A 25,241-nucleotide genomic window follows, 5' to 3' on the forward strand; every position below is an offset into this window, starting at 1 on the left:
GCGCACGAGGCGGGAGAACACCCTGGGCCGCAGCCCTGAGAACGGCTCGATCCAACACTCCTCAGCCGCTGTCACCACACCCACCCGGGCATCCTAAACCCCTGCAGCACAAGCAATAACGGGACAGCCTTTAGTGTGGTTCGTTGGTCGGGGGAGAGGCGGAGGTAAAGCGATCGGGGAGTTCGGCTTGAGACGCTCTCGACGCTGTATTCTCCTGCCGCGTCTGAGCGCCAAGAAGGGCCTGAAGCTCTGGCGCTACTTGGGAATGGGCCTGACAGGCGCCGGATCAGGGCGTCTACCTGCGGCGGAGTGTTCAAGTAGGCGAGTATTAGCCCGACTTGTGACCGCGTGTGAACGCGTGTGACCGGTTGTGAATAGATGTGAACGGCCGTGGCCGGGTATGATCTCGCGATTGTGCCCGGCCATGGCCGCTGCACTGTTCTGCAACTGTTGAGCTTGCGCGTGGCGTCAACGCCAGAGGATCATGACTGCAGCATCATGGCCATCCTCCGCCGGCCCTCCATGCGGGGCGGCTGTTTCTCGGTTGCACCAGGCGAAGCGAAGTGGTTCAATCGCATAGAAAACGCTATCTAAGCGACCCCTCTCCCCGTTTGGACTGTACTTGCGACGCCTTCACGCCCTGGTCAGCGATCGGTTGATGTTCCTGCGACTCCTCCGGCACGCCGGCACGGGCACACTCTGGGCTGTGGTTGTCCAGGGCCTCATCATGGAGACCCTCCCGGCGGTCGGCGCGGTGGCGACCGGCTGGCTCCTTACACGGTTGGACGGCGACTTCACCGCCCCGCTCATCGTCCTGGGCGCGGTATTCCTGCTTGGGCAGATCAACGGGATCTCCTCCCGCTGGATCGCCCTGCTGGCCATCAGCCGCATCGACAACCACCACAAGTCAGCCGTCGCAACCGTGGCGACCGGTACATCCACAGTGGAGATCATCGAGCGACAAGAGGTCCAGAACCTGCTGAAGAGCGCGGCGGCCGACCCCGGCGCCTGGACCGAGAAGACGCCCGGACAAGGGGCTCTCGGTGCGCTCTACATTCTCCTGCGATACGTCGGCCTCATCGCCTCCGCGTCGGTCGTCGGCGCCTGGTCGCCCTGGCTCGTCCCCATCCTCCTGCTGCCGGCGTTCGCCTTGCGCGGCATCGTGATCCGCATGTGGAAGCGCCACTTCCGGATCTATGCGGGCGGGTTCGAGCACCACCGCCGCTACCGGTACTGGGGCGAAATGCCGCTGAAGCGCTCCGAAGCCAAGGAACTGCGAGTGTTCGGCCTGTCCGAGTGGCTGGTGAACCGACACCAGGACGAGCTGCACAACCACCTTGATCCGGTATGGGAGAACGACCGGGCCATGGCCCGCGCCCAGTGGAGGCTCGCCGCGCTCTCCCTGCTTCCACTGGCCGCGGCCTTCTGCGCGATCGCGTACACGACTGCCGCCCAAGGCAGTTCAGTGGGCGTCGCCAGCGCCGCTCTCACGGCCGCCTGGGGCATTTTCAGCCTGCTCGCCAGCTCCGGCGAGGTGATGAACATGGAGGGTTCGCGCCACGGCATCACGGACCTGGCCGAACTCCGGGAGCGACTGCGTCCCGCAGAACACGACCGACCGCGGACCGGCGGCGAACCGTCCGGTCCTCCACTGATCCGCTTCGAGGACATCGCCTTCGGCTACAGCCCCGACGCACCGGTCATGAAGGGCCTCAACCTGGACATCCGGCCCGGGGAGCGGCTGGCCGTGGTCGGCTTCAACGGCGCGGGCAAGTCCACCCTGACGAAACTGCTCGCCGGGGTGTACCGGCCCACGAGCGGACGCATCCTCGCGGACGGCACCGACATCGCCGACGACCCGCAGTGGCGCTCTCGCCTGGCGGTCGTCTTCCAGGACTTCATCAAGTACCAGTTGACGGTCGCCGAGAACATCGCCTTGGGCAGCCCCGGGGCACCCGACCTGGACTCGATCCGCAAAGCCGTGGACGAGGCCGGATTCGGCGATGTCGTCGACGGACTCGAATCCGGCCTGGACACCCCGCTGGACCGTTCCCGAACGGGAGGTGTCGACCTCTCGGGCGGGCAATGGCAGCAGCTGGCGCTCGCCAGAGCGCTGTACGCGGTCGACCGGGGAGCGCGAATCCTGGTACTGGACGAACCCACCGCGCACCTGGACGTGCGAACGGAGAAGGACCTCTTCGACCGCCTCGGCGGCCACGACGAGCACCTCACCACCGTCTTGATCTCGCACCGGCTTTCGACCGTGCGTGACGCCGACCGGATCGTGCTGCTCGCTGACGGCGCGGTCGCCGAGTCGGGGACGCACGACGAGCTCATGGCGCTGGGCGGCACATACGCCCACATGTTCAACCTCCAGGCGGAGCGCTACAAGTCCGGATTCGACGACCGTTTGGAAGAGGGCGAACTCCGATGAGGAAACTCCGCACGTACGCCCGGCTGCACGCCGAGCTCTTCGCCGTCTCCATGCGGATCGAGCCGGGGATCACCCTCATGATGATCGCGGGCATGGTGTTTGGCGCGTTCACCTTCGCGTTGACCGCGGTGGGGGTGAAGGTCACCGTCGACGCGATGGCGGACCGCGACACGACGATGGCGATCATCGGCGGAGCCGTGGCGGCGGCGGCCTACGCGCTGGACTGGGTCATCGGCGCACTCACCGGCGTCATGACGAAGATGCTGATCGACAAGGCCGGCCACACCGGCATCGAACCGGTCGTCATGCGCAGTGCGGCGGGTGTTCCCGAAGTGGACCACCTCGAGCACACCGAATTCCTCGACCGCGTGACCGCCCTGCGCGGGCAATCGTGGGCGGTCATCTGGGGGTTCACGCTGGCAGTGCGAGCGATCGCCCAGCTGCTGCGGCTGATTCTGGCCGTGGTGCTCCTGGGAAGCGTCAGCCCGTGGCTGCTGCTCATGTTCCCGTGCGTGGCGCTCCAGCTCTGGTTGGACGGACGCGGCCAGGCCCGCGAGCGCCGAGCAGACCTCGCCTTGGCCGAGGACAAGCGGATCCAGGCCCACTTGTTCGACCTGTGCATCAGCGGGTCCGCCGGGAAGGAGATCCGCGCGACCGGGGCCGGCCCCGAGCTGATCGAGCGGCACGACGCCGCAGCCGAACGGGTGCGCTCGACGCGGCTTCGCGGCCAGCTCTCCGGTGGGATCTGGCGGGCCGCCGGGTGGGTGGTCTTCGCGATCGGCTACACGGTGAGCATCGGCTTCGTCGCCGCGCAGGTCGGTCGAGGCGAAGCGACCGCCGGAGACGTTATGATGGCCGCCACCATCGGTGCGCTGCTGCGCGACGTGGTCGGTCAGGCGGTCTCGACGGCCACCAACGCCAGCGGGACCGTGCGGGTCCTGGAACCGTTCCTTTGGCTGCGCGAGTACGCATCCGAACACCAGGACACCGAAGCCCGAACGCCGGCGCCCACTCGGCTGGACCGCGGCATCAGCCTGCGGCACCTGACGTACACCTACCGGGGCACCGACACTCCAGCGGTGGACGACGTCTCGGTCGACATCCCGGCGGGCTCCGTGGTGGCCGTGGTCGGCGAATACGGTTCGGGCAAGTCCACCTTGATGAAGCTCCTCGCGAAACTGCACCGGCCTGTTTCCGGATCGATCCAGGTCGACGGCACCGACCTGGCCGCCATCGACACCGCGCAGTGGCGACAGGCCATGAGCGCCGCGTTCCAGGACTTCGGCCGCTACGAGACCAGCTTCGCCGAGGCGATCACCATCGGCGATCTCGAACGCGGCGGCCACGACGCCCTGGACGCGGCCGTGGCCGCCGCCAACGCCGAAGGCCTTCGGGAGAAACTGCCCGACGGCGACCGGACGCAGCTCGGCACCAAGTTCGGGGGAGTGGAGCTCTCCGAAGGCCAATGGCAGAAGGTGGCCTTGGCGCGCTCGTGCATGCGAGCCGAACCGCTGCTGTTCCTCCTCGACGAGCCGACCGCCTCGCTGGACGCTCCCAGCGAGCAGGCGGTGTTCGACTCGTACATGGCCAGGGCCAAGCAGATCGCCTCGGCCACCGGCTCGATCACGGTGATCGTCTCCCACAGGTTCTCCACAGTGGCCGGGGCGGATCTGATCCTGGTGATGAAGCACGGCCGTCTGATCGAGTCCGGCGGCCACGAGGAACTGCTGGCCGCCGACGGAGCCTATGCCGACCTGTACGAAATCCACGCCACCTCCTACTCGTAAGCGGCTCACTGGCGAACGCAAGGCCCCCGAGATTATTAGGAGGCGCTGTCTCGTGCCGCGCTTATCAGCCGCTTGACACTGCGGATGCTGATGCCATACTGGGTCGCAACGTCACGCTGCCGGACACCGGATGCGAACGCGGCGACCAGCGCGGCGCGCTGGGTCTGGGACAAGCGTCGTCGTAGCGGGCGTGCGATACGCCCAGAAGTGTCCTCAATGGTGAAGCCGGTCGTCGCAGAATGCTGGGATGGGCCCGAAACGCTGTCAACGGCGAGATACGGGCCGGACAGGCGTCCGGGGAGGCTGTCTACCTGCGGTGGAGTGTTCAAGGTAGCGAGTATTAGGTCGACCGTGTGATGTCTCAGGACATCGGAAACAGGTCGAACCTGCAAAGGTTCGGCCTGTTTTGCTATGCAGGTCTGGCGGGGCCTTTGAGACGGCCGGTGGGTTGGTAGTCGCGGGTGGGGGTCGAGCTTCAAAGCTCGGATGAGTTCGCCGGTTGTGGCGTGGATGACGCGGATGTCGAGTCCTTCGACGATCAGGATGACGCGGGTTCTTTCGTAGGTTCGGCCGATGCCGATGTGGTGGAGTTTTCCGTTGTGGCGCAGGGTGACGGATCCGGCTTTGTCGACGGTGTCGGTGCGGATCCGGCCGGGGTCGGGGGCCTGGAGGTCGGTGCCGGGGTGGCTCTGGGCCGGGTGGTGTAGACCGCGGCCGGGGTGGCTCGATGCGGGAGCGACCGGTGGGGCCGGTGGTGGTTGTAGGTCTCGGTGAAGGCGTCGATCAAGGCTTGCAGGTCGGCGAGGGTGGCCGGTTGCGGGTTGGCGGCGGCGAGGTGCTTCTTCATGGTCTGCTGGAAGCGTTCGACTTTCCCGCAGGTGGTGGGCCGGTTGGGGCGGGAGTTCTTCTGGGTGACGCCGAGGCGGGCGAGTTCGTGTTCGAGGGCGTTCTTGCCGCCGCGGCCGCCGGCGAGGCGGGTGGTGAAGACCAGGCCGTTGTCGGTCAGGGTCGAGGCCGGGACGCCATGCGCTTCATAGGCGGCTTGGAAGGTGCCCTGGGTGATCGGGCCGGTGACCCGCTCGTGCGCGGTGACCGAGAGCGCGTAGCGGGTGCAGTCGTCGAGCCAGGTGAGGATCTCGGTGTCGGCGCCGTCTGCGAGGCGGTAGTGGGTGAAGTCGGCCTGCCAGCACTCGTTGGGCATCGCGGCCTCGAAGCGGATGTAGGTGGAGCGCGGACGTTTCCTCGGCGCGGGTTCGACCAGGCCGGCTTTGGTGAGGTAGCGGCTGATCGTGGCGGCCGAGACGGTCGTCTTGTGGTGGTGGGCCAGGTGCCAGGCGATGGTGTCGGGACCGGCGTCCAGGCCCGCCGTGCTGAGCTTCTCGCGCAGTTCTGCGATCAGGCCGACCACGTCGGTGCCGATCGCTGTCGGTGAGGTCTTCGGGCGTCTGGAGCGCGGTTCGAACGCTGCCGCGCCTTCGGCGCGGTAGCGGGCGACGAGCTTGGACACCCAGCCTTTCGAGACGCCGTACTCGTGGGCGACCTCAGTCTGCGAGCGGCCTTCGAGGATGACGGCGGTGATGACCAGACGGGCTTTCGACATGCCCGAGACTAGACACCGAAACGTTTCCTATGACTTGAGAGATGAGTTTCCTATGTCCTGAACGAGGACACTGTCAGCCCGACAGTGAAGCCCCAGGCCAGGGACAATGTCCCAGGCCTGGGGGCATTGTCGTCTGTAGCTCTCGCTTGTCATTCGCTTGTCTCGATGAACCAGGATGCCTCGGTCCGCTTGGGCACGGAACCCTCCAGGTCTATGATCTGGGGCACGCAAGCCTCTGGTTAATCGTTGCTCCAGGTCAAGAGCTGCCATGTCGCAGATGTGAGAGCCACATGGCGAGAGAATATATCGATGGCAATGTATTAGGTCTTGATGGTGGCTCCCGTCCTGGTCGGCTGCGGAATGCAGGCCAGGTGGTCATGCTAAGGATATGAGTGAACGGAGACGGCTCGGCCGGCGTGCAAAGGCGCTGCGGGGGCTCCACATTGCGATCGCTGGGGTCGAACTCGGTAGCCTGGCGCATGTGTGGGTCTGCGCGTTGAGCGGGCGCCCTGACCGAATGCTCCCCTTCTCGATCGCGGCCCTCTCTCTGGAAGGCGTCGGCCTGCTGATCGGTCGGGGCGACTGCCCGCTTACGCCGCTGCAACGACGTGTAGCAGATCCTGTTCCGCTGTTCGAGCTGGTGCTGCCGCCGCGGGCTGCGAAAGTAGCCGTGCCGGTGCTCGCTGCGGTCTCGGTCGGCGGCATCGTCACGGTCGCGCTGCGGTCTCGACCGCGACGCTGAGACCCTGAATCGCGGGCTCGGTCAAGAGGCCAGGCATGGCAGGAGCACCTTGATGCAGCTTTGGGTGCGGGCATCCTCGACGGTAAGGTCGCCGCTGAGGTAGCCGCTCGGCATTGAAGGCAGGTAGCCAATTGCCATTTCAGGACCGTTGCGGGCGTCAGAATTAAAGATGGTCACTTCGGCCAACTGGGCGCTGGGAGCTGATGATCTTGAGAGCCGACAAGAGTCCGCGTGGGGGAGGTCCACGGAGGTCGTCGGAGCCCAGCTCAGTGGGACCAGCGGACACGCTCGAGCGGCGCGGACTCGTCATCGCCCGGCGCTTGACCTACATGATCGTGATGCTGATGGCGGTCTCGTCTGCGGCCGGCTTGTGGATCCCCGGGCTGTATCGCGACGCCCCTGCGACCGAGGCCATGTTCCGAGGTTACGACCTGGTGTCGTTGATCATCGTGTCTCCTGGGCTGCTGGCCGCCACTCTGCTAACGCGGCGGGGCTCGGCGCGGGCGCGGCTCATCTGGGCGGGCTTGCTGGCCTACGGCGTGTACGGATACGCGTTCTATGTCTTCGGGACGGCCTTCAATGACGTGTTCCTGGCCCACGTGGCGGTCTTCACGCTGTCGGTTGCCGCCCTCGTGCTCGCACTGGCGAACCTCGACGTGGTCGGCATCGCCAACAGCTTCGGCGAGCGCACGCCGGTGCGGACCGTCAGCGTGCTTCTCCTCCTTCTGGCGGTTCCCATCGGTGCATTCTGGGTCTTCTTCTCGCTGCGTATGGCTGTCACGGACCAGCCACCTGCCGACACGTTGCTCGTGCAGTCTCAGTCCGGGCTTCACCTCGCGTACGTCCTCGACCTCGCTCTGCTAGTCGTGCCTTATGTACTGGCGGCGGTGCTGCTCTGGCGCCGGGCACCATGGGGCTATGTGGCGGCGGCGGTGCTGTCAGTGTCCGGCCTGGTGCACCAGCTGAGCTACATCGCGGCGCTGGCGTTCCAGGCGCAAGCGGAGGTGCCCGGGTCAACGGCTTTCGACCCCCAAGAGCCCGTGATCGTCGCCGTATTCCTGATCGCTCTCACTCTGCTGCTGGTCAACCTGCCGAGCAGAAAGCGTGCAGCCCGGGCCCGGGCCGTTCCATGAGAACCCGGATAAGCGTCCGAACGAGTCGAACCGAGTGCTGCGGACGTATCCGGTCAGGGCTCAGCGAAGAGCTCGACCGAGGTACCGAATCCCGTAATCAGGACCCTGGGCAGCGCTCGTGAGCCGCCGAAGACCGAAGGGTGTCGGTATATCTTCCCGGGCTGACGACACACCACAGGCTGCCGCAGGGCATGGGCTGGTCGTTCCAGGTCCGCCAGCTGAGGCCGCTGGCCCGGCACTATGACGTGTGGTGGGTGCAGCGCCGACAGGGAATGGCGTCCGGTACCACAATGGCCGACATCGCCGGCGACTACGCCGTCGCGCTGCACCACCAGTTTCGCGACCCGGTGGACATCGTCGGCTCCTCGACCGGCGGATCCGCCGCTCTGCAGCTTGCCGCCGACCATCCCGGGGCCCTGCGCGGGATGGTGCTCCTGTCCTCAGCGGCCCGGCCCTAGAGTTGTCCACCCCGCCCCTCAATGCCAACCAGCTGCACCTCGTGCCCGTGGATGCAACGGACTAAAGGGCTTCGCGGGTGCAACGGAACCGTGAACGGCACGGTGCGTGTCACTTCCGTCGCTTTGCGGTGTTGCTGGCGTGCGCTGCGGACAGGTCGAGGGCGATGGCCAGGATCAATGTGCCGGTCCAGGCGTTGACCGGGTCGAAGAGTAGTGGCTCGTTGGTACCCACGAGGTTCGCGATGAACCAGACGATGAACCAGATGAAAGTCATGACCGGTGCTCCCTTCAGGCTGGTCGTGCGTGCCGGGTGTCTCCTGGTCCAGGTTGAGACCCTTACGGTGCATCCGGTCCTGCTCAGTTTGTCAAGCCAGCGTGACCGGTATTGCCTCTTGTCGAAACTGCGGGACGGTGGACGCGTGATTCCATGCGGAGTTTCCTCGCTGAGGAGCTCAGAGCAGACTGAAGGCATTCTCTTCTTCTTGGGCGTTGTGGAGCCGCATGATCGCGTACAAGCCGTAGAGGCCGGCGCGCAAGTCAGTGAGTTCGTCGGGTTCGGGTTCCTCGCCGATGTCGTCGAAGCCGCGTCGGAGGCGGCGTACCTGGTGCTCGATCTCGGCGTGGGTGCGGCTGAAGGCGCCTGTCGGGTCGGGGCCGCCGAGGGCGCGGGCGATGATGGGAAGGAGCTGCTCCTCCTCTGCCCGTTCGTGCGGCAGCAGGTCGAGTTCGAGCCGGTCGAGCAGTTCGCGCAGCCTCTCCAGGTCGGGTCTGGAGCCTGAAAGGTCGTCGGCGACCGCGCGGACTTGCTCGATCAGCGGACCAAGGGCGGTGTGCTGCTCGTACAGTCGCCGGGCGGCGGCCAGGTCCGCCTCCGATAGAACCACGGTGTGAGTCCGCCCGGGCAGTAGGACTGTCAGCGCCATGGCGATGGCGGCGACGTCGATGCCCTCTTGAAGGATCGCGCCGAGCGTCGGCGTCAGGAGGCCGACCGCGGCGAGTGCCATCGCGGCGGCGGAGAGCGCCATGCCGGTCCCGGCGGCGCGGCGGGCGATGCGGCGGCTGCGGTGGGCGATGAGGATCGCGTCGGCCAGGCCGTCGACGCGGTCGGAGGTGAGTACGACGTCGGCGGCTTCGGCTGAGGCGGTCGCGCCACGCGCGGCGAGCGCTACCCCGACACCGGCGGCGGCCAGTGCGGGGGCGTCGTTGATGCCGTCGCCGACCATGATCGTCGGCGCGGTGGCCTGCTCTTCCTGGACGATCGCGAGCTTCTCGGCGGGGTCCCGGTCGGCGTAGACTGCGTCGGTCCCCACGATCCTCCCGACGGATGCCGCGATGTCGGCGCGGTCCCCGGTAACCAGTACAGTCCGGGTGATGCCCGCGTTCCTCAGCGCACGCATCATGCGAGGCGCGTCGGCGCGGAGTGGGTCGGTGAGGAGGAGGACGCCCGCCGGTCGCCCGTCGACTGCGGCGAACACCGTCAGCGATCCGTCGAGGGCGGCCCGGCGCCGGGCGCGGCGGACCCAGGCGGGGGGCGGGCCTTCAAGGATCCAGGCCGCCTTGCCGAGCCGGACTACGTGTCTGTCCACAGTGCCCCGCAGGCCATAGCCGGGCTGTTCTTCCGCTCCGGACGCACTCGAGAGGGTGAGGCCGCGATCGCGGGCGGCGGTGACGATGGCGGCCGCCAGGACATGCGCCGACGTCTGATCGAGGGAGGCGGACAGGCGGAGGAGCTCGTCGGCGTCCGTGTCGTCTGCGGTGATGATCTCGCTGATGGAGGGGCGCCCGCGGGTGAGGGTGCCGGTCTTGTCGAACAGGAGCACTCGACCGGCGGCGAGCTGTTCGAGGGCGGCGCCGCCTTTGATGATGACGCCGTACCGGGAGGCGCGCGACAGGCCGGACATGATCGCGATGGGGGCGGCCAGCAGCAGCGGGCAGGGGGTCGCGACGACCAGTACCGCGACGGCGCGTACGGGGTCGCCGGAAAGTACCCACGCGAGGCCGGAGACCGCGAGCGTCAGTGGTACGAACGCCAGGGCGAAGCGGTCGGCGAGGCGCACGAACGGCGCAGTTGAGGCTTGGGCCTGCTCGACCAGCCGCACGACGCCCGCGTAAGCGGATCGATCGGCGGTCTCGGTCGCAACCATCCGCACCGGACGCGCGGCGTTGACGACGCCGCTGCGGACATCATCGCCGGCGGGACGCTCGACGGGCATCGGCTCGCCGGACAGTGCGGACTCGTCGAACGAGGCGGATTCAAGGAGCCGGCCGTCGACGGGGACGATCTCACCAGCGCCCACCAGGAGGCGGTCGCCGACCCCGACTTCGGTGACCGGGATTTCGTGAACGCCGTCGTGGTCCTCGCGGCGCGCGATCCGTGGTGCCCGCGCAGCGAGGGCGCCCAGCTCTCGTTTGGCTCGCGCCGAGGCGCGAGCTTCGAGGAGACCGCCCGTGAACAGCATGATTGCGATGATTGCCCCAGCGAGGGGCTCCCTGACCAGCAGTGCGCCGACGAGGGCCAGCCAGGCGATCACGTCCACCGAGGGCCGATGATGCCGCAGCGCCACCGCGATGGTGACCGTGGAGTAGGCCAGGCCGAGCGCGGTCGCCGCGATCCACGGTCCGGCCGCGAGCTCCTCGTCGCGTGCGAGCGCGAACGCAGCGCCTACCAGCAGCATCGCGGTCGCCGCGATGAACAGCAGCACCTCACGGTCGGCTCGCAGCAAACCGAGAGCCCGCCGCAGTCTCGAGGAATTCACGGCATCTGTCGCCTTCCCTTCGGTTCCATGGTCCCACTGGAGGACACCGGTCCCTGGGCTGAACGTCCCGACTCGTTGAAATGCGACGCGATGACCGCCGACCCGCGCTCGTGCGAAACGCTGTTTCAACCCCTGCCGGAGGCATTGCAGGAAGACTGAGACCGAGATCTGGTCGAAGGGAGTGCGGCGGTGTCACGAGGAGTGCGCCACGGACGCATCGTGGTGGGTGTCGATGGCTCGCCTTCGTCGGTCCAGGCCCTGAGATGGGCGTTGGACCAGGCCGAGTTGACCGGTGCGGCAGTCCATGCGGTCAGCGCCTGGGAAGCGCACGGCGGTCAGGGCGGGAATGCGCGGGTCTATCCCGACGATGTTCCGGCCGAGCGGGCGGCGGTTCGGCTGTCCGAGGCGATCGGCGAGGCGGCGACCGGGCGAGCATCGGTCGAGGTGTCGCACAAGATCGTTGAAGGCCACCCCGCAGACGTTCTCATCGAAGCAGCCCGGACGGCGGACATCTTGGTCATGGGCAACCGAGGCCATGGACGGTTCACCGGCGCATTGGTGGGGTCGGTTACGCATCGCTGCATCCAGCATGCGAGCTGTCCGGTCGTGGTGATCAGAGCCGAGGAGTCAGATGACGAGCGACGGTGAGGCCGCCGTGTAAGCGTCCCGAATCCGGCAGTCCGGGTATGACGCGCCTGAGTTGAGCGGCCGTGTGTTCGGGTGGTACGGGGTTGACCGCCGTTCCGGTGCCTATTTCGAATCCGGCAGCGACGACGAGGCGGGGCAGCACGTCGAGGTGCCAGGAGAAGGAGGCCGCGTGCTTCTCCTCGCTTGGGGCGCTGATGATCACGTAGTTGTAGGGGATGTCGCCGAGCAGTCCCCGAAGCGCCACAAGCAGGCGGCGAAGCATTCGGCCCGTCTCGGTGAGTGTCTCGTCGGAGACGTCTGCGAACGAGGCCTGGTGGTCGCGCGGCACCACTCGCATCTCGTAGGGGGCGGTGGAGGCGAAGGGCGCGAGCGCGACGACGTGATCGGACATGGCGATGACGCGTGTGCCCTCGTCGAGCTCGGCGGCGGTCACGTCGGTATTGAGAGAGCTGCCGTGGTCGTCGTAGTAGGCGCGGGCGATGTCGAATCGCTGCCGGAATCGCAGCGGCACGATCGGGACGGCGACGACTTGGGAGTGCGGGTGCTGCAGGGAGGTGCCCGAGGGGGCACCGTGGTTGCGAAACGGCAGCACCAGGCCCGGCCGAGTGGCGCGGAGCGCGCGGGATCGGGCACGGTAGGCCTCGAACACGGCGGTCACTGCTGCATCGTCGAGGTCGGGCAGGTCGAGGTCATGGCGCGGCGTCTCGATGACGATCTCGTGCGCACCGAGGCCGTCGGCCGTGACGAACGGGCCGTTCACGCGGCTTCGGACCGGACCGGATCCGGTGGCCAGGATCGGGTAGCGGTTGGGTACCACCCGAATCGCCCAGCTCTCGTCGGCGCCGTGCAGCCGCCACAACTCCGGTGGGGTGCGGTCCTCATTGCCGGGGCAGAAGGGGCAGTCCGGGTCGATAGCCGGAAGCCGTGCCGATTCGACGGTCGGCTCCGGCACCTGGTGCGGGCGACTGGCGCGTCCTGGAGCGATGACGACCCAGTCGCGGGTGAAGGGGTCCTGGCGCAGTTCCGGCGCCGTATCCTCCGTCCCGGCCTCGCCCTGCAGGGGATGACTCACAGGCCCGCTCGCTTCGCGGTGCGCAGGAACAGCTCCGGGTTCGCGGCGAACTCCCGGGCGCAGGAAGCCGAGCAGAAACGGTACCGCCTCCCGCCTCGGCTGAGCTGGTGCTTGGTGTCGTCGTGAAGCCGCATACCGCACACCGGGTCGCGGTCCTCGCCGGTGATCCCGGCCGCCGCCGGCGTTCGCGGCGGCGCCGGGTGCTGTTCGAGCAGATCGGCATAGAGCCGGAGTTCATCGCCGATGAGACGGGGCAGCAGGAAACGGCGCCGGACCAGTTCGCGGCCGGCGAGCGCGAGGCGGCGACCGGACTCGGGGTCCCTCAACAGGTCCAGGATCCGCTCAGCGCACTCCTCGACGCTGTCGACGAGGTAGCCGCCGACGCCGTCGGTGAGTTGCAGCGGAATGCCGCCTGCCCGGCCGGCGACGACCGGTGTGCCCTTCCAGGTCGCCTCGGAGATGACCAGCCCGAACCCTTCGCGCAGCGACTTCTGGATGACGACTTCGGCTAGGCGCTGGAAGGCGTTGACCTCGATATTGCCCACCCCGGTGAGGTTGGTGAACAGGTAGATGTCAGGGTCGTCGGCCGCCTCCGTGCTGATCTCGTGGTACACCTGCCAACCCTCGGGGTCGTCGAGCGCCATCGAACCGACCAGCGCCAGCTGCACACCCGGCATTCGGCGTTTGACGATCCGATAGGCGGCGATCACGCCGAGCGGGTCCTTCCAGTGGTCGAACCGGGAGACTTGGACCAGCAGCGGCCGGGTGACGTCCACCCCTATCCAATCCAGGATCTCGGTTGTCAGGCCTTTGTCGAGGTCGATGTTCTTCGGGCTGAGCGGATCGATTGCGGGAGGGATGATCTCCACTCGGCCGGGCGGCGCGTCCGGTGGGGCGAATGAACCGAGGGTGTACACCGCGGCGTCGTATTCGCCCAGCAGCGGTGCCAGTTTGGCGAGCACCGCCGGGTCGGGCGCCGAACTGTCGATGTGGCATCGCCAGATCCAGACCGCGTCGCGGCGGCCGACCAGATGCCGCAGCATAAGCGGCTGCGGATCGTGCACGACGACGATGTCGTAGGACTCCTCGACATTCTCGGCTGCCCGCGCGGACGTCTGCTCGTAGATCTCCCATTCGGCCGGCGTCACCCCGCGCGTTCCGCCTTGGAGCGCATTGTGGATCGCCTTTGTCACGGCGAAGAACTCGCTGGAACCGGGAATGGTCTTCCATCTCGCGACGATGCCCAGGTCGCGCAGCAGTGGCACCTGCGACCGCAGGATTTCGGCGACACCGCCACCGTAGGCGGTGGCGTTCAAATGCAGCACCCGCAGCCCTTGCAGCGGCGCCGCCAGCCTGCGCAGCTCCTCCACCGCCGCATCGCCCGCGCTGGCACGGTACGTGTCCAGACTGCTGCGGCCCACCTCAACGTTCTGAAGCATCATCATCGCCTCCGTCAGCTGTACCGGCACAAGATCTTCGCTTCAGCGCAAGCGGCGGGCGATCGGGTCGGGTTCGTCACCGATGCGGGCCAGCCGCAGATTCACGTTCGAGAGAGGGTTGAGGTCGAGTTCGGCGATCTCGGGGACGAGGGAGCCGAACCGGGGATCGTGAACGATGCCTGCCGTCAGTTCGAGTTCGGTTTCGAGCATCGGCTGCAGCACTACAGCGGCCCGCTTGTCGCCCTTGGCGATCGCCGCGACCTGCTTGAAGGCGGCTCTGACTTCTCGCGGGCTGCGCAAGTCGAGGCGGACGGCTCCGGCCTCGGACTTGTGAACCAGCCCTGGGGCATCGGCCTTGACCGCCACGGGGTATCCCAGATCGCGGGCAGCGGCGACCGCCCGCGACTTCGAGCTCACGGTTGCGGTCAGTGCGAGCGGGATGCCGTAGCACTTGAGGATGGCGGCTGCCTCGGCGACCGTCTGCCACTCATTGCCGTCCTCGAGCAGCCGCTCGACGATGCCATGGGCCCTGTGCCGGTCGATGCCCTGCAGCTGCGGTCGTTTACCGAGCGGGCTAGTGCTCCATCGGGCGTATGCGGCGGCGCGGCCCAGAGCGGCGACAGCGGTCTCGGGGAAGTCGAACACCGGGATTCGCCTGGCGCCCAAGTCGGTCGACGCGTCCAAGACGACGACGGCGGGAAGGCCTGGCAGAGCGTCGAGCGCGCGGGCGATCGCAGTCAGGTTTGCCTCTACGTCGCTGGCACCGGTCGCGGCGACGACCGCGAGTTTCGCGTCGACTTCTCGAGAGGCGCCGAGGAAGGCGAGTGCTTCGCCGAACGCCTCGCGTCCCGCGGCCGCACCCAGGTCGACCGGGTTGTCGGTCGCGGCCTCCCTTGAGACGCCCTGTGCGATGTGCCGGCGAGCGTGCTCGCTCAGTGCTTGAACCTCCAGGCCAGCGGCCTGGGCGGCGTCTGCGGCGACGACGCCGACGCCACCGGCGTTCTCGGCGAACCCCGATGAAATGACGACGGCCCCCCGCACCCAGGCTGCGCCCGCCTCGCGCAGGACTTCAGCGACGGCCGGTGCCGGGACGGCCACCACGACGAGGTCGACCGGCTTGGGCGCCTCGGCCAGCGAGGACCAGGTCCGCCGCCCGGACGCTTCGGGGTGGATCGGGTAGACCGGTCCGGTGAAACCGCCGTCGACGATGGACCGGAGGATGCGGGCGCCGATGCCTTTGCCGGAACGGCTGGCGCCGACCACTGCGACCGAGGCGGGGTCGAGCAGCGGCCGCAGCGATATGCGCTCGGAAGCCCGCTCACGCTCGGCCACTTCCTCGGCAAGGGTCTCGTCGAAGTCGGTTTCGACGACCAGGTCCGCCACGCCGCCTTGATACGGCGTGGCAATGCCGGGCACGAGACGCTTCGCCAAACGCAGCATCTGCAAGTTCACGGCCAGCACCTGGCCTGACAACTCCCTGATCCAGGCGGCGGCCGCGGCCGATGCGAGGTGTTCGAGCATCAGCGTCCCCAGACCGCGGTGCTGATGGTCGGGGACGACGAGGACCCCGAACTCGGCCCGGTCGGGGTGATCCGGAACGGGGGCGAAGGAGGCCGCTCCGAGCAGGCGACCCTCGTCCTCGACGGGGAGGGCCGCGCCCTCACCGGTCTCATTGAGACTGATGAGGCGGCCCGCTTCGATCGCGAGAGCGCCCCGACCGCTGCCGAAGAACCGATAGCGCAAGTCCGAAGCGGCGCAACGCTCGTGCCTGGTGATGAGCGCTTCGAGATCGTCCGGAGCGATCGGCCGGAGGCGGACGATCCCGCCGTCGGCGTCGAGCGCGTCAACCGCTGGTGGGGGACGAACGTTCACAGTGCCTCCTTCGAGCGAGGATGTGGCAGCCGAATGTCCGCTGCCCGGGCGAAACGTTCACACTTTGTCGTGGATGACAACGACCGGACAAGTCGCGTGGTGGGCGCAATGGCTGCTCACCGAGCCGAGCAGCGCGCCCGCGAACCCGCCGTGGCCTCGGCTGCCCACGACGAGAAGGTCGGCGCCCTCGGCCTGCTTCAGCAGGACTTCGGCGGGATGCCCTTCGAGGACCCGCCGCTCGACCGGCACCTGGGGCCACTCGGCTGAAGCAGGCGTGATGATCGATTCCAGCGAGTTCCTCGCTTCATCGGCCCATTGCACACCGGACGCCACCAGCTCAGCGGTCCCGTACCCGGTCGGCGCACGCCAGGCCAGCACCGCCTTGATCTTCATCCCGGTGGCTTCGGCCTGCCGCAACGCCCAGTCCAACGCTCGGCGCGACGACGGTGACCCGTCGACACCGACCACGACCACGCCCTGTTCCTGCTTCCGATCGGACATGTCGCTCCCCCTCAAGCTGACTCTAGATCGATCGGTGGGCCGCCGCCCGGCCGAGCGGAAAGTCCTCGCCTGAAAAGTCCGTGCGGTGCCTGGAGCCGCGGCGACTCGCGAGTTTCAGGGTTTCACCGATGAGGCGCATCGGCAAGGGCCACCCTGAACTGTCAGCACACGACGAACAGGGGGGACCGATGGGCAGGCTTGAAGGAAAGGTCGCGCTGGTGACCGGTGCTGCGAGTGGCATCGGGCGGGCCACGGCCCTGCGTCTGGCCGCCGAAGGTGCGGCGGTGGTCGTGACGGACGTCCAGGACGAACCCGGCGAAGCGGTCGCCGAGCAGGTCCGCAGCCTCGGGGCCCGTGCGGTCTACCTGCGGCACGATGTCAGTGACGAGACTTCATGGCAGGTCGCAGTCGACCGGGCGTCCGCTGAGTTCGGCCGCCTCGACGTCCTGGTGAACAACGCCGGCATCGGCGACCTCGCCACGATCGAGGACACGTCAAGGGACGACTGGGAGCGGACGATCGCGGTCGACCAGACCGGCGTGTTCCTCGGCATGAAGACCGCTGCGACGGCGTTGAAGGCCTCCGGCCGCGGCTCGATCGTGAACATCAGCTCTATTTTCGGAGCCTCGGGAGGGTTCGGCACCTCACCTGCGTACCACGCGGCAAAGGGCGCCGTCCGGATCCTCACCAAGAACGCCGCCCTGCACTGGGCGACGGAGGGCGTGCGCGTCAACTCGGTGCACCCCGGCTTCATCGACACGCCGATGCTCGAGGCCGCCAAGGGAACCGAGTTCGAATCCGGGATGATCGCACTCACCCCGATGGGCCGCTTGGGGAGACCCGAGGAAGTCGCGGCATGCGTCGCATTCCTCGCCAGCGACGACGCCTCCTTCATCACCGGTTCCGAACTGTACGTAGACGGCGGCTACCTGGCTCGATTATCGGGAACCCGGATCGAGCGCGCCGGCCGGTCGAACAGCTGCCGACCTCACGGCTCGATGTCGCCGTCCGGCTCGTCAAGCCTGGCTGGGATCACGCTCCGCTTCGGACGACGACGACAGGGCAAGTCGCATGGTGAATGCAGTGCAGGCTCACCGAACCGAGCAACGACCTGGCGAAACCGCCGTAGCCTCGATTCCCGACCACCAGCAAGTCGGCGTCCTTCGCCCTAGCGAGCAGCACGCTTGCGGGATTGCCCAGCACGACGCGGCGTCGCACCGTTACGCCCGAATCGCCAGCGGTGACTTTCCCGATGGCCGCGGCCAATGCCGTTCCCGCTTCAGCTTCAAGGTCCTCGCCTGGTAGGAGCGCGACCGGAGCCCCGAAGCTGATCGGATACTCCCAGGCGTGGACAGCCTCCACCTCGGCTCCAGTCGCTTCCGCCTGTTTCACCGCCCACCGCAGTGCCACCATCGAGGACGGCGAGCCGTCCACACCCACCACGATGCGATCCCGATGCTGTTCCTTCTCGGATGTATTCATTGACCCCTCCCGGCTCCGCCTCTAGCGTGCCTGAGATCAGCAGGCGAGGCGCTCTAACGCGCGGATCTCCGCCGCCACCAAGAGGCGTGTCCGGGTGATTCTTCGAGCTTGATCCGACTGACGGTCGGGCCGCCCGCCCCCTGATATCGTCGAAAATGAAGTCGGGTCGCGTCTTCATGCTCCACGCACCGAGACCTGCTGAACTGAGAGGGGCGAAATGGAGAACCAACGAGTCCCGATTGAACTCGACCCGAAGCTCGCTCTCGGCCTGCTCGGCCACGTCGAATTCGGGCGAGTCGCCTTTGTCGCCAACGGGCTCCCCACGATTCGACCGCTCAATCATGTGATGGTCAGCGGCCAGATCATCGTCCATACACGACACACGACTGCGTTCGCGCAGACTGTGCGCGGGCACGCGGGCCTGCGAGTGGCCTACCAGGCCGACGAGATCGAAAAGGACAGCAGGCTCGGTTGGAGCGTGCTCGTCTCCGGCATCGCCGGTGACATCACCGACAAGCGCCGCGACGAAAAACTCGGCCCGCAGGTCCGGTCCTGGATGGCTCGCCCGCTGGACACCATCATCGCCATCAAGCCTCTGGAAGTCACCGGCCTGCGCCTCACCATCGCGAGGTGACTCCGGCCGTCCCTGATTATTGTCGTCCAGTGGCCGTGCGCGTACGGCCACGACGAGGTCCTAGCGCCGAACCCGGCACCGAGAACCACCAATGCTGACGCGCCGGTGTCGTCGCGGTCGCGCTCAGCGCGCGTCTGCCGGTCTGGTGTAGCGGGCCGGTTCGCTGTCGAACGAGGCAGCACACCCGTCGGAGCAGAAGTAATAGGTGACACCGTCCACCACGCGCGTGTGCGCGGCGGTGTCGGGCGTGATGGTCATGCCGCACACCGGGTCGACGACGGTTCGGCTCGTGTCCTTGGCGTCGTGGTCCATGGTGGACTCCTCACGTGCCGGTCGGTCTGGTTGTGGTGGTCCGGAGGTACCGGTCTGCACTCGCGGCTCGATGGGACGCGGAGCGTCGGGTGCCAGCGGGGCGGGATGCCAGCGGCGCAGCCGGTTGGCGTTGCCGACCACCGACAGCGATGATGCCGCCATCGCCGCGGCGGCGACCATCGGCGAGAGGCGGACGCCCAGGAACGGGTACAGCAGGCCTGCGGCGATCGGGATGCCGACCGCGTTGTAGATCAGTGCGAAGAACAGGTTCTCGCGGATGTTGCGCATGGTCGCCCGTGACAGGCGGATCGCGGTGACCACGCCCCAGAGCGACCCGGAGATCAAGGTGACGTCCGCGGACTCGATCGCGACGTCAGTGCCGGTGCCGATCGCCAGGCCGACGTCGGCCTGGGCCAGCGCCGGCGCGTCGTTTATGCCGTCGCCGACCATGCCTACTCGGCGGCTCTCGGTCTGCAGCCGGGCGATCTCGGCCGCCTTGTGCTCGGGCAGGATCTCCGCCAGCACCCGGGGCACCCCGACCTGGGCGGCGATGGCCGCAGCGGTCCGTGCATTGTCGCCGGTGATCATCACCGTGTCGATGCCGAGACCTTGCAGCGCCGCCAGGGCGTCGACCGAGTCGGGTTTCAGGGTGTCGGCCACCGCCAGCACGCCCGCCGCCCGACCGTCGACCGCGGCGTGGACGGCCGTCTTGCCTTGCGCCGACAGTTCGGCTGTGATCGGTTCGAGAGCGCTGGTGTCGATGCCTGCGTCCGTGAGCAGCCGGGCGGTGCCGACCAGCAGGACGCGCCCGTCGACGCGGGCCTGGATGCCTTTGCCTGTGGTTGAGTCGAACGCGATCGCGCCGGGTAGGTCGAGCCCACGCTGCCGAGCGCCCGCGACGATCGCCGCGGCGAGCGGGTGCTCGCTGTCGACCTCCGCGGCGGCCACCAGCCGCAGCAGCGCCCTCTCGTCGACGTCGCCGACCGGGACGACATCGGTCAGGGCGGGTTTGCCGGCGGTGATGGTGCCGGTCTTGTCCAACACCATCGTGCCGATCTTGTGCGCGGTCTCCAGCGCCTCGGCCGAGCGGATCAGGATGCCCGCCCTCGCGCCCTTCCCGGTGCCGACCATGATCGAGAGCGGGGTGGCGAGGCCGAGCGCGCACGGACAGGCGATGATCAGCACCGAGACGCCTGACACCAGGGCCAGGGTCAGCGCCGGAGGCGGCCCGGCGACGAACCAGATCGCGAAGGCGGCGACGGCGATCGCGATGACCGCGGGGACGAAATACGCCGAGATCCGGTCGGCGAGCCGCTGGATCGGCGCCTTCGACGCTTGCGCTTGCCGGACGAGCCGGATGATCTGGGCGAGCATCGTGTCAGCGCCGACCTTCACCGCGCGCACCCGCAGCGAGCCCGTGGTGTTGATGGTGGCGCCGATGACGGTGTCGCGTTCGCGTTTCGTGTCCGGGATCGGTTCGCCGGTGACCATCGACTCGTCCACGGCGGACTGTCCGGAGAGGACGACGGCGTCGACGGGGATCTTCTCCCCGGGTCGGATGACCACCTCGTCGCCGACGGCGACCTCCTCGACGGGGATTTCGGTCTCGGTACCGCCTCGCACGACGCGGGCGGTGTGGGCCTGCAGGCCGAGCAGGGCTCGGATGGCCTCGCCAGTACCGGCCTTGGCGCGGGCCTCCAGCAGCCTGCCGAGCATGATCAGGGTGATGATGACACCGACGGCCTCGAAATACACCTCGCGGACCTCCGCGGGCAGCACCGCGGGGGCGATCGTGGCCAGCAGGCTGTACCCGAACGCGGCCACCGTGCCCAAGGTGATGAGGCTGTTCATTTCCGCACTGCGATTGGCCAGGGCGAGCCAACCGGTGCGGTGGACGGGCCAACCGGTGTAGAACATGACCGGGGTGATCAGCGCGAGCTGCACCCAGTTGTCGAGCAGGAACGGCGGTACCCACGTCGCGCCGAACAGGCTCTCGGCCATAACCGCGACCAGTACCGGAGCGGTCAGGGCCGCCCCCAGGACGACCCTCCGGGTCAACCCGGCGATCTCCGCGCTGCGTCCGGCTGACTCGAAAGCCTCCTCGTCCGCCGCCGAAGCGGACGAATCCGCAGGTGTCGTGCCCGCGGGCGTCTCACCGGCTCTCGCGTCGGCGGTCTCCCCGGGTTCGACCTGCAGCGTGCCGTGCACCATGTTCATCCCGCAGGCGAACCCGAACGAACCCGCATACGACGGTGTCAGCCGCACCGTGGTCCGCTCGAACGCCGGGAGGACGGCCGATACGGCGAAGTCGCCGAACACCACCCGCGAGGTGCACTCCCCGGACTCCTGCCGGTCGAAGACCAGCTCCACCGGCACGCCCTGGCGGACCCGGATGACATCAGGGTGGTAGCCGCCGCGCACGGTCACCTCGATGCGCTGGACCCCGTCCTCGAACGTCGCGGCGTGGGCTTTGCGGGGTGCGAAGAAGTACCAGGCCAGCGCAATGATCGCAGCTGTCGAAGCGGCGAGGACGGCGATATCGGCAGCGCTCACGGCGCACCTCCAAAGGGTCGGCGAGTCCTGCATCCGACCCTGCCTCGAACGTACCCCGACATGGAGGGGGCGTTGGGCCGATGTCTGAGGGACTCCGGACCATCCCTGACCTGCCGGTTCGCGCGTCGAAGGTGAGTCCTACCGAAAGGGGAATCCGATGCAACACCGACCTTGGGGCCTGTACGCGATTGCGCTGGCCACCGTGATCATGGGCCTCGTATCTAGGCGCATCCGCCTCGACGCTGGCCATCGGTGCGTTGGTGCTGGCCTGCCCGGTGGCGACGATCTTCATGATGCGTGCCATGCACGACGAAGACCGCTCCGACCATGACGCCCATGGCGACCCGCATGAGCATGGAGGGCACAGCGACCGCCGCACGCCACACCTGTGACCGGGACCGAGACGATGGTGTGCACCGGTCTCAAGACGAAGGACTTACCCGTGAGCCGGTCCGACTCGCCGCGGAGAAATCGGCGATCGCGCCGGGGACTGGGGCGATGGCGCGGCGGTACGCGACCGCGACCAGTACCGCCAGCGCCGCGAGCCAGGCCAGGCCGTAGAACAAGGGCCGGGTCTCATTAAAACTGCTGGTGAGAGCGCCGTCGAGCAGGACTCGCGAACACCCGTAACCGGGCAGCAGCTGAGCGGCCGCTGCGGGCTCAGGGCGAAGCATCGGACTCTGGGAGATCCCGATGTCCAGGAACGGCAGCAGGAAGGCCAGGAACACACCGCCAACACGGCCGAAGACCGGTGCGAGCAGCGCGCCGACGAGCGCGTAGGTCAACGCGAGCAGGATGTTCGCCCCGATGTAGACGGGCCAGCGTACGGCGTCGAAGACGACGGCGGTGGCCGCCAAGGAGATCGCGGTCGCGGCGAGCGCAGCGGCCGCGAGCACGCCGAGGCGGGCCGTGAGCAGTGCTCCGGTGCGCATGCCGGCGAGGGCCGCCCGGCGGTCGCCGTCGCGGGCGTCAGCCATCGCGAACAACCCGACCAGGGCAGCCAGCGAGGCGATCGCGATCGGAGCCATAGTCGCACCATGCACCTCTGGCATGGAGTAGACGGCCGGCAGGTGCTCGCCGGCCTCACTGATCGTCAGGGCGATCGGCTGGTTCGGCGTGACCGCGTCGGCGGTCCAGATGAACACCACCGGCACCACCGCGAACAGCACCCACAAGGCAGGATTGCGCCCGGCGTCGCGCCACGCCGCCGCACTGGCCGCGAGGACCTGCGCGTGCACGCCGCCGGGACGTGCCGCGCGCCTGGTCCGGGAGCGCCGGGTGCGGGCGATCGCGACCAGCCAGGCCAGCGCGACCGCGCCGATGGTCCAGGCCAGCGCCCAGCCCAGGTCGCCGAGCCGTCCGCCGTGTCCGGAAGGTAGGTCGACCATCCACAGGGTGACGAAGTGGGTGGGAAACGGGCGGGTCGCCCACCGGTCGGCAGCGGACATCGCCGGTCCGAAGAACACGTCCAGGATCCATACGAACAGCACGATGATCGTGCCGTTGACCGGGTTGCGCACCAGCGTGCCGATCACGGCGCCGATCGCGAGGTAGATGAGTGCGAACATCACCGTTCCGGCGACGATCCGGGCCGGGTCGTCGAAGCCAGTGCGCGCCGCGAGCGCGACCAGGGCGACGGCGGCGGCGAACAACGCTAGGGCGGCTCCGGTGAGCAGCCTTGCCGCGACCATCTGCGCGGGCGGCAGCCCGGCGAGGACCACCCGCCGGTCGACCTCGCGGGTGGCCGCGGTCTGAAAGTACATCGCGACACCTGCGAGGAACGCCGCCGCCCACCCGGCGCTGGCGGTCTCCACCGCCGGACCCGCCGAGTAGCTTCGCGGCGTCGGCGAGGCTGGTGGCGACCACGACCACGAATACCGTCGGGACGAGGGCGAGCAGGAGCAGGTTGACCGGGTTCCGGGCGTAGTCGGCCAGGAACCGGCGCACGAATACGAGGACGGTCACCGCGGCACCGTCTTCCCTTCGGTCAGGTCGAGGATGCGGTCGAACCGCTCCTCGTCGACGACGAAGTGGGAGATGATCAGCGCGCTGCGCCCCGCCCTGCGGCGGTCGGCGACAAGGTGCCAGAACTTCTGGTAGGTGTCGAAGTCGAATCCGGCGTACGGCTCGTCCAGCAGCAGCACCTGCGGGTCCGCCAACAGCGCCAGGCCGAGGTTGAGCTTGGCAAGGGTTCCGCCGGAGAGCTGGTCGGCGCGGGTGCGCGCGTAGCGGGCGAAGCCGAGCGATTTATAGAGCGATTCGCGCGAGGCCTGCACGGCGGGTGCGGTCATGGCGTAGGCGCTGGCGAACAGGTCGAAGTGCTCGTCGCAGGTTAGACGGGGGTATACGAGTGGCTCCTGGGGGCAGTAGCCGAGCCCGCCGACGCGGGTGACCGTGCCGGCGTCGGCCGCCAGGGCGCCGACGAGAATCTTCATGAGCGTGGATTTGCCCGACCCGTTCTCACCGACCAGGCCCACGATCTCTCCTGCGTCCAGGGCCAGGTCGGCGCCGCGCAGCACCGGCACGCTGCGACGGGCCGGCCACAGTCCACGCCGATACGACTTGACGATCCCGGAAGCGGCGAGCACCGGTCCGATGCCGCCCTGTGCCGCCGTCTGAACCGGATCCTCCATCGTGTCCTCCTCACTCGGGTAGGCTGACGCGCTTGAGGCTAAGCGTGCACTAGAACGGCAGGTGGCATGGCGCATCGCGTGTAATCTGACCGTCGGGCCGGGTGGGAAGGTCGCGTTTTCGGGACTTGTCCAAGTCTTCCGTCTAGGGTCCTCCGTAACGCGGTGCAGGCGCTCGGATGCATCCACTTGGGAGGGCGGTGGTTTCGGTGAGCCTTACGCACCATGAATTCTGGACCCTGGTCCACGGGATGGTGTTCGGTGCGGTCTTCCTGCTCGGATTCGCAGGGGGGCTCGAAGGACTGTGGAGCCTGCGGCCACATCTGATGACGGCCGAAGGCATCCGCGGCCGGGCCCTGCGTCTGAAGATCGGCACGACCGCCATGGCCGTCGCCGCCTGGGGCACCGTCTTGACCGGTACCTGGATCGTCTATCCGTGGTACCGCGAAGACGTCCCGGACAGTCCGCGGTCGGTCCTGCTGGCCGACCCGGCCAGGGAGCAGTGGCATCACTTCGGGATGGAGTGGAAGGAGCACATTGCGTGGATCAGCCCGATCCTGGCCACGCTCGTCGCTTTCATCGTCCTGTACTACGGGGCCGGCCTCATTCTCCACGAGCGGCTGCGCAGAACCACGCTCGCGCTGTTCGTGCTCGCCTTCTCCATCGCAGCGGTCGCGGGGATCCTCGGAGCGCTGATCACCAAGACCGCCCCCTTGATCTAGGAGTGCTGCGACATGACCTCGAACGCGGACGCCGGCACGACCGGGCCCGAACTCGGCGACTACACCGACAAACCGGAGGGCCCTGTCACGGCGGCCATCCTCGCCGCCGGGATCGGCTCCTTCGCCTTGGGCCTCTTGACCACGCTGGCGGAGGCCAACGAGCGCATCAAGGAGTTCCTCAACTTCTACGACCCGGTGGGGCCGCTGTCGGGAAAGACCGTCGGAGCCGTCGCCGTCTGGCTGGTCGCCTGGATCGTCTTGCACGTGCTCTACCGGGGTAAGGCGGTTGAGTCCCGGAAGGAACTCGCCATCTCGCTCGTCCTGATCGGCCTCGGTCTCCTCGGGACGTTCCCCATCTTCTTCCAGGCGTTCGCACCGCCCGAATAAGCTCCGGTGGCCGAAATGGGGTATCCCCCCAAGGCCCTGGTCGGACACTAGAAAAACGCTGATCGTCGTCGTCCGCAGC

Annotated in this window: 20 protein-coding genes and 2 pseudogenes; 10 read left to right on the forward strand and 12 right to left on the reverse strand. The window is 67.9% G+C overall.

The window, feature by feature from the left end; genetic code table 11:
• Positions 1–706 precede the first annotated feature (706 nt).
• Together O1R50_RS14760 and O1R50_RS14765 are read left to right on the forward strand one after the other, a co-directional pair.
• Entirely contained in the window at positions 707–2,434 is a 1,728-nt protein-coding gene (locus O1R50_RS14760; protein WP_270110846.1) for an ABC transporter ATP-binding protein, read from the forward strand.
• The gene (locus O1R50_RS14765) at positions 2,431–4,221 is read left to right on the forward strand and encodes an ATP-binding cassette domain-containing protein (RefSeq protein WP_270110847.1); all 1,791 of its coding nucleotides are present in this window, start codon (positions 2,431–2,433) and stop codon (positions 4,219–4,221) included. Before O1R50_RS14760 ends, O1R50_RS14765 begins: the two co-directional genes overlap by 4 nt.
• A 409-nt stretch (positions 4,222–4,630) precedes the next feature.
• Here the strand turns inward: O1R50_RS14765 and O1R50_RS14770 are convergent.
• Positions 4,631–5,821: pseudogene (locus tag O1R50_RS14770) on the reverse strand (IS481 family transposase).
• A gap of 388 nt (positions 5,822–6,209) precedes the next feature.
• On the opposite strand from O1R50_RS14770, the gene O1R50_RS14775 reads away from it, so the two are divergent.
• Positions 6,210–6,563 (forward strand): hypothetical protein, encoded by a 354-nt coding sequence (locus O1R50_RS14775; protein ID WP_270110849.1) that lies wholly within the window; start codon positions 6,210–6,212, stop codon positions 6,561–6,563.
• Positions 6,564–6,584: 21 nt separating this feature from the next.
• Here the strand turns inward: O1R50_RS14775 and O1R50_RS14780 are convergent, their stop codons facing one another.
• Positions 6,585–6,749 carry a hypothetical protein gene (locus O1R50_RS14780; RefSeq protein ID WP_270110850.1) on the reverse strand — a complete coding sequence of 55 codons (165 nt, stop codon included), beginning with the start codon at positions 6,747–6,749 and terminating at the stop codon, positions 6,585–6,587.
• Between the two features lie 134 nt (positions 6,750–6,883).
• On the opposite strand from O1R50_RS14780, the gene O1R50_RS14785 reads away from it, so the two are divergent.
• Together O1R50_RS14785 and O1R50_RS26180 are read left to right on the forward strand one after the other, a co-directional pair.
• On the forward strand, positions 6,884–7,696 hold the full coding sequence (locus tag O1R50_RS14785; RefSeq protein ID WP_270110851.1) for a hypothetical protein: 813 nt from the start codon (positions 6,884–6,886) through the stop codon (positions 7,694–7,696).
• A 140-nt stretch (positions 7,697–7,836) separates the two neighbouring features.
• A complete protein-coding gene (locus O1R50_RS26180) occupies positions 7,837–8,154 on the forward strand; it encodes an alpha/beta fold hydrolase (RefSeq protein ID WP_333490264.1) in 318 nt (105 codons plus the stop codon).
• A gap of 109 nt (positions 8,155–8,263) precedes the next feature.
• Here O1R50_RS26180 and O1R50_RS14795 read toward each other — a convergent pair whose 3' ends face one another.
• The gene (locus O1R50_RS14795; protein ID WP_270110854.1) at positions 8,264–8,428 is read right to left on the reverse strand and encodes a hypothetical protein; all 165 of its coding nucleotides are present in this window, start codon (positions 8,426–8,428) and stop codon (positions 8,264–8,266) included.
• 178 nt (positions 8,429–8,606) lie between these two features.
• On the reverse strand, positions 8,607–10,910 hold the full coding sequence (locus O1R50_RS14800; protein ID WP_270110855.1) for a heavy metal translocating P-type ATPase: 2,304 nt from the start codon (positions 10,908–10,910) through the stop codon (positions 8,607–8,609).
• Between the two features lie 189 nt (positions 10,911–11,099).
• Between O1R50_RS14800 and O1R50_RS14805 the strand changes: the two genes are divergently transcribed.
• Positions 11,100–11,558, forward strand: coding sequence for a universal stress protein (locus tag O1R50_RS14805; RefSeq protein WP_270110856.1), 459 nt, complete (start codon positions 11,100–11,102; stop codon positions 11,556–11,558).
• On the opposite strand, the gene galT is transcribed toward O1R50_RS14805, so the two are convergent.
• The 4 genes from galT to O1R50_RS14825 are packed head-to-tail and all read right to left on the reverse strand — an operon-like array spanning position 11,524 to position 16,442.
• Positions 11,524–12,630 carry a galactose-1-phosphate uridylyltransferase gene (gene galT, locus O1R50_RS14810; RefSeq protein WP_270110857.1) on the reverse strand — a complete coding sequence of 369 codons (1,107 nt, stop codon included), beginning with the start codon at positions 12,628–12,630 and terminating at the stop codon, positions 11,524–11,526. The genes O1R50_RS14805 and galT overlap by 35 nt on opposite strands.
• Positions 12,627–14,099 (reverse strand): glycosyltransferase, encoded by a 1,473-nt coding sequence (locus tag O1R50_RS14815; RefSeq protein ID WP_270110858.1) that lies wholly within the window; start codon positions 14,097–14,099, stop codon positions 12,627–12,629. The genes galT and O1R50_RS14815 overlap by 4 nt, the downstream gene beginning before the upstream one ends.
• A gap of 12 nt (positions 14,100–14,111) precedes the next feature.
• Positions 14,112–15,941, reverse strand: coding sequence for a GNAT family N-acetyltransferase (locus O1R50_RS14820; RefSeq protein ID WP_270110859.1), 1,830 nt, complete (start codon positions 15,939–15,941; stop codon positions 14,112–14,114).
• A gap of 57 nt (positions 15,942–15,998) precedes the next feature.
• The gene (locus O1R50_RS14825) at positions 15,999–16,442 is read right to left on the reverse strand and encodes a universal stress protein (RefSeq protein WP_270110860.1); all 444 of its coding nucleotides are present in this window, start codon (positions 16,440–16,442) and stop codon (positions 15,999–16,001) included.
• 188 nt (positions 16,443–16,630) lie between these two features.
• Here O1R50_RS14825 and O1R50_RS14830 point away from each other — a divergent pair.
• Positions 16,631–17,314, forward strand: a pseudogene (locus tag O1R50_RS14830) (SDR family NAD(P)-dependent oxidoreductase); the annotation flags it as partial.
• Between the two features lie 160 nt (positions 17,315–17,474).
• On the opposite strand, the gene O1R50_RS26375 reads toward O1R50_RS14830, so the two are convergent.
• On the reverse strand, positions 17,475–17,924 hold the full coding sequence (locus O1R50_RS26375) for a universal stress protein (protein WP_408612702.1): 450 nt from the start codon (positions 17,922–17,924) through the stop codon (positions 17,475–17,477).
• Positions 17,925–18,141: 217 nt separating this feature from the next.
• On the opposite strand from O1R50_RS26375, the gene O1R50_RS14835 reads away from it, so the two are divergent.
• Complete coding sequence (locus tag O1R50_RS14835; protein WP_270110862.1) at positions 18,142–18,558, forward strand: pyridoxamine 5'-phosphate oxidase family protein; 417 nt, start codon at positions 18,142–18,144, stop codon at positions 18,556–18,558.
• Positions 18,559–18,681: 123 nt separating this feature from the next.
• On the opposite strand, the gene O1R50_RS14840 is transcribed toward O1R50_RS14835, so the two are convergent.
• The 3 genes from O1R50_RS14840 to O1R50_RS14850 all read right to left on the reverse strand — a co-directional run bounded on the left by O1R50_RS14840 (position 18,682) and on the right by O1R50_RS14850 (position 24,056).
• Positions 18,682–21,423 (reverse strand): heavy metal translocating P-type ATPase, encoded by a 2,742-nt coding sequence (locus tag O1R50_RS14840; protein WP_270110863.1) that lies wholly within the window; start codon positions 21,421–21,423, stop codon positions 18,682–18,684.
• Between the two features lie 422 nt (positions 21,424–21,845).
• Entirely contained in the window at positions 21,846–23,237 is a 1,392-nt protein-coding gene (locus O1R50_RS14845) for an ABC transporter permease (protein ID WP_270110864.1), read from the reverse strand.
• Between the two features lie 147 nt (positions 23,238–23,384).
• Entirely contained in the window at positions 23,385–24,056 is a 672-nt protein-coding gene (locus O1R50_RS14850) for an ATP-binding cassette domain-containing protein (RefSeq protein ID WP_270110865.1), read from the reverse strand.
• 206 nt (positions 24,057–24,262) lie between these two features.
• Here O1R50_RS14850 and O1R50_RS14855 point away from each other — a divergent pair, with 206 nt between their 5' ends.
• Positions 24,263–24,775 (forward strand): hypothetical protein, encoded by a 513-nt coding sequence (locus O1R50_RS14855; protein ID WP_270110866.1) that lies wholly within the window; start codon positions 24,263–24,265, stop codon positions 24,773–24,775.
• 12 nt (positions 24,776–24,787) lie between these two features.
• Positions 24,788–25,162, forward strand: coding sequence for a hypothetical protein (locus tag O1R50_RS14860; RefSeq protein ID WP_270110867.1), 375 nt, complete (start codon positions 24,788–24,790; stop codon positions 25,160–25,162).
• Positions 25,163–25,241: the final 79 nt, after the last annotated feature.

It is taken from the genome of Glycomyces luteolus, assembly GCF_027622875.1.
Lineage (GTDB): Bacteria > Actinomycetota > Actinomycetes > Mycobacteriales > Micromonosporaceae > Glycomyces > Glycomyces luteolus.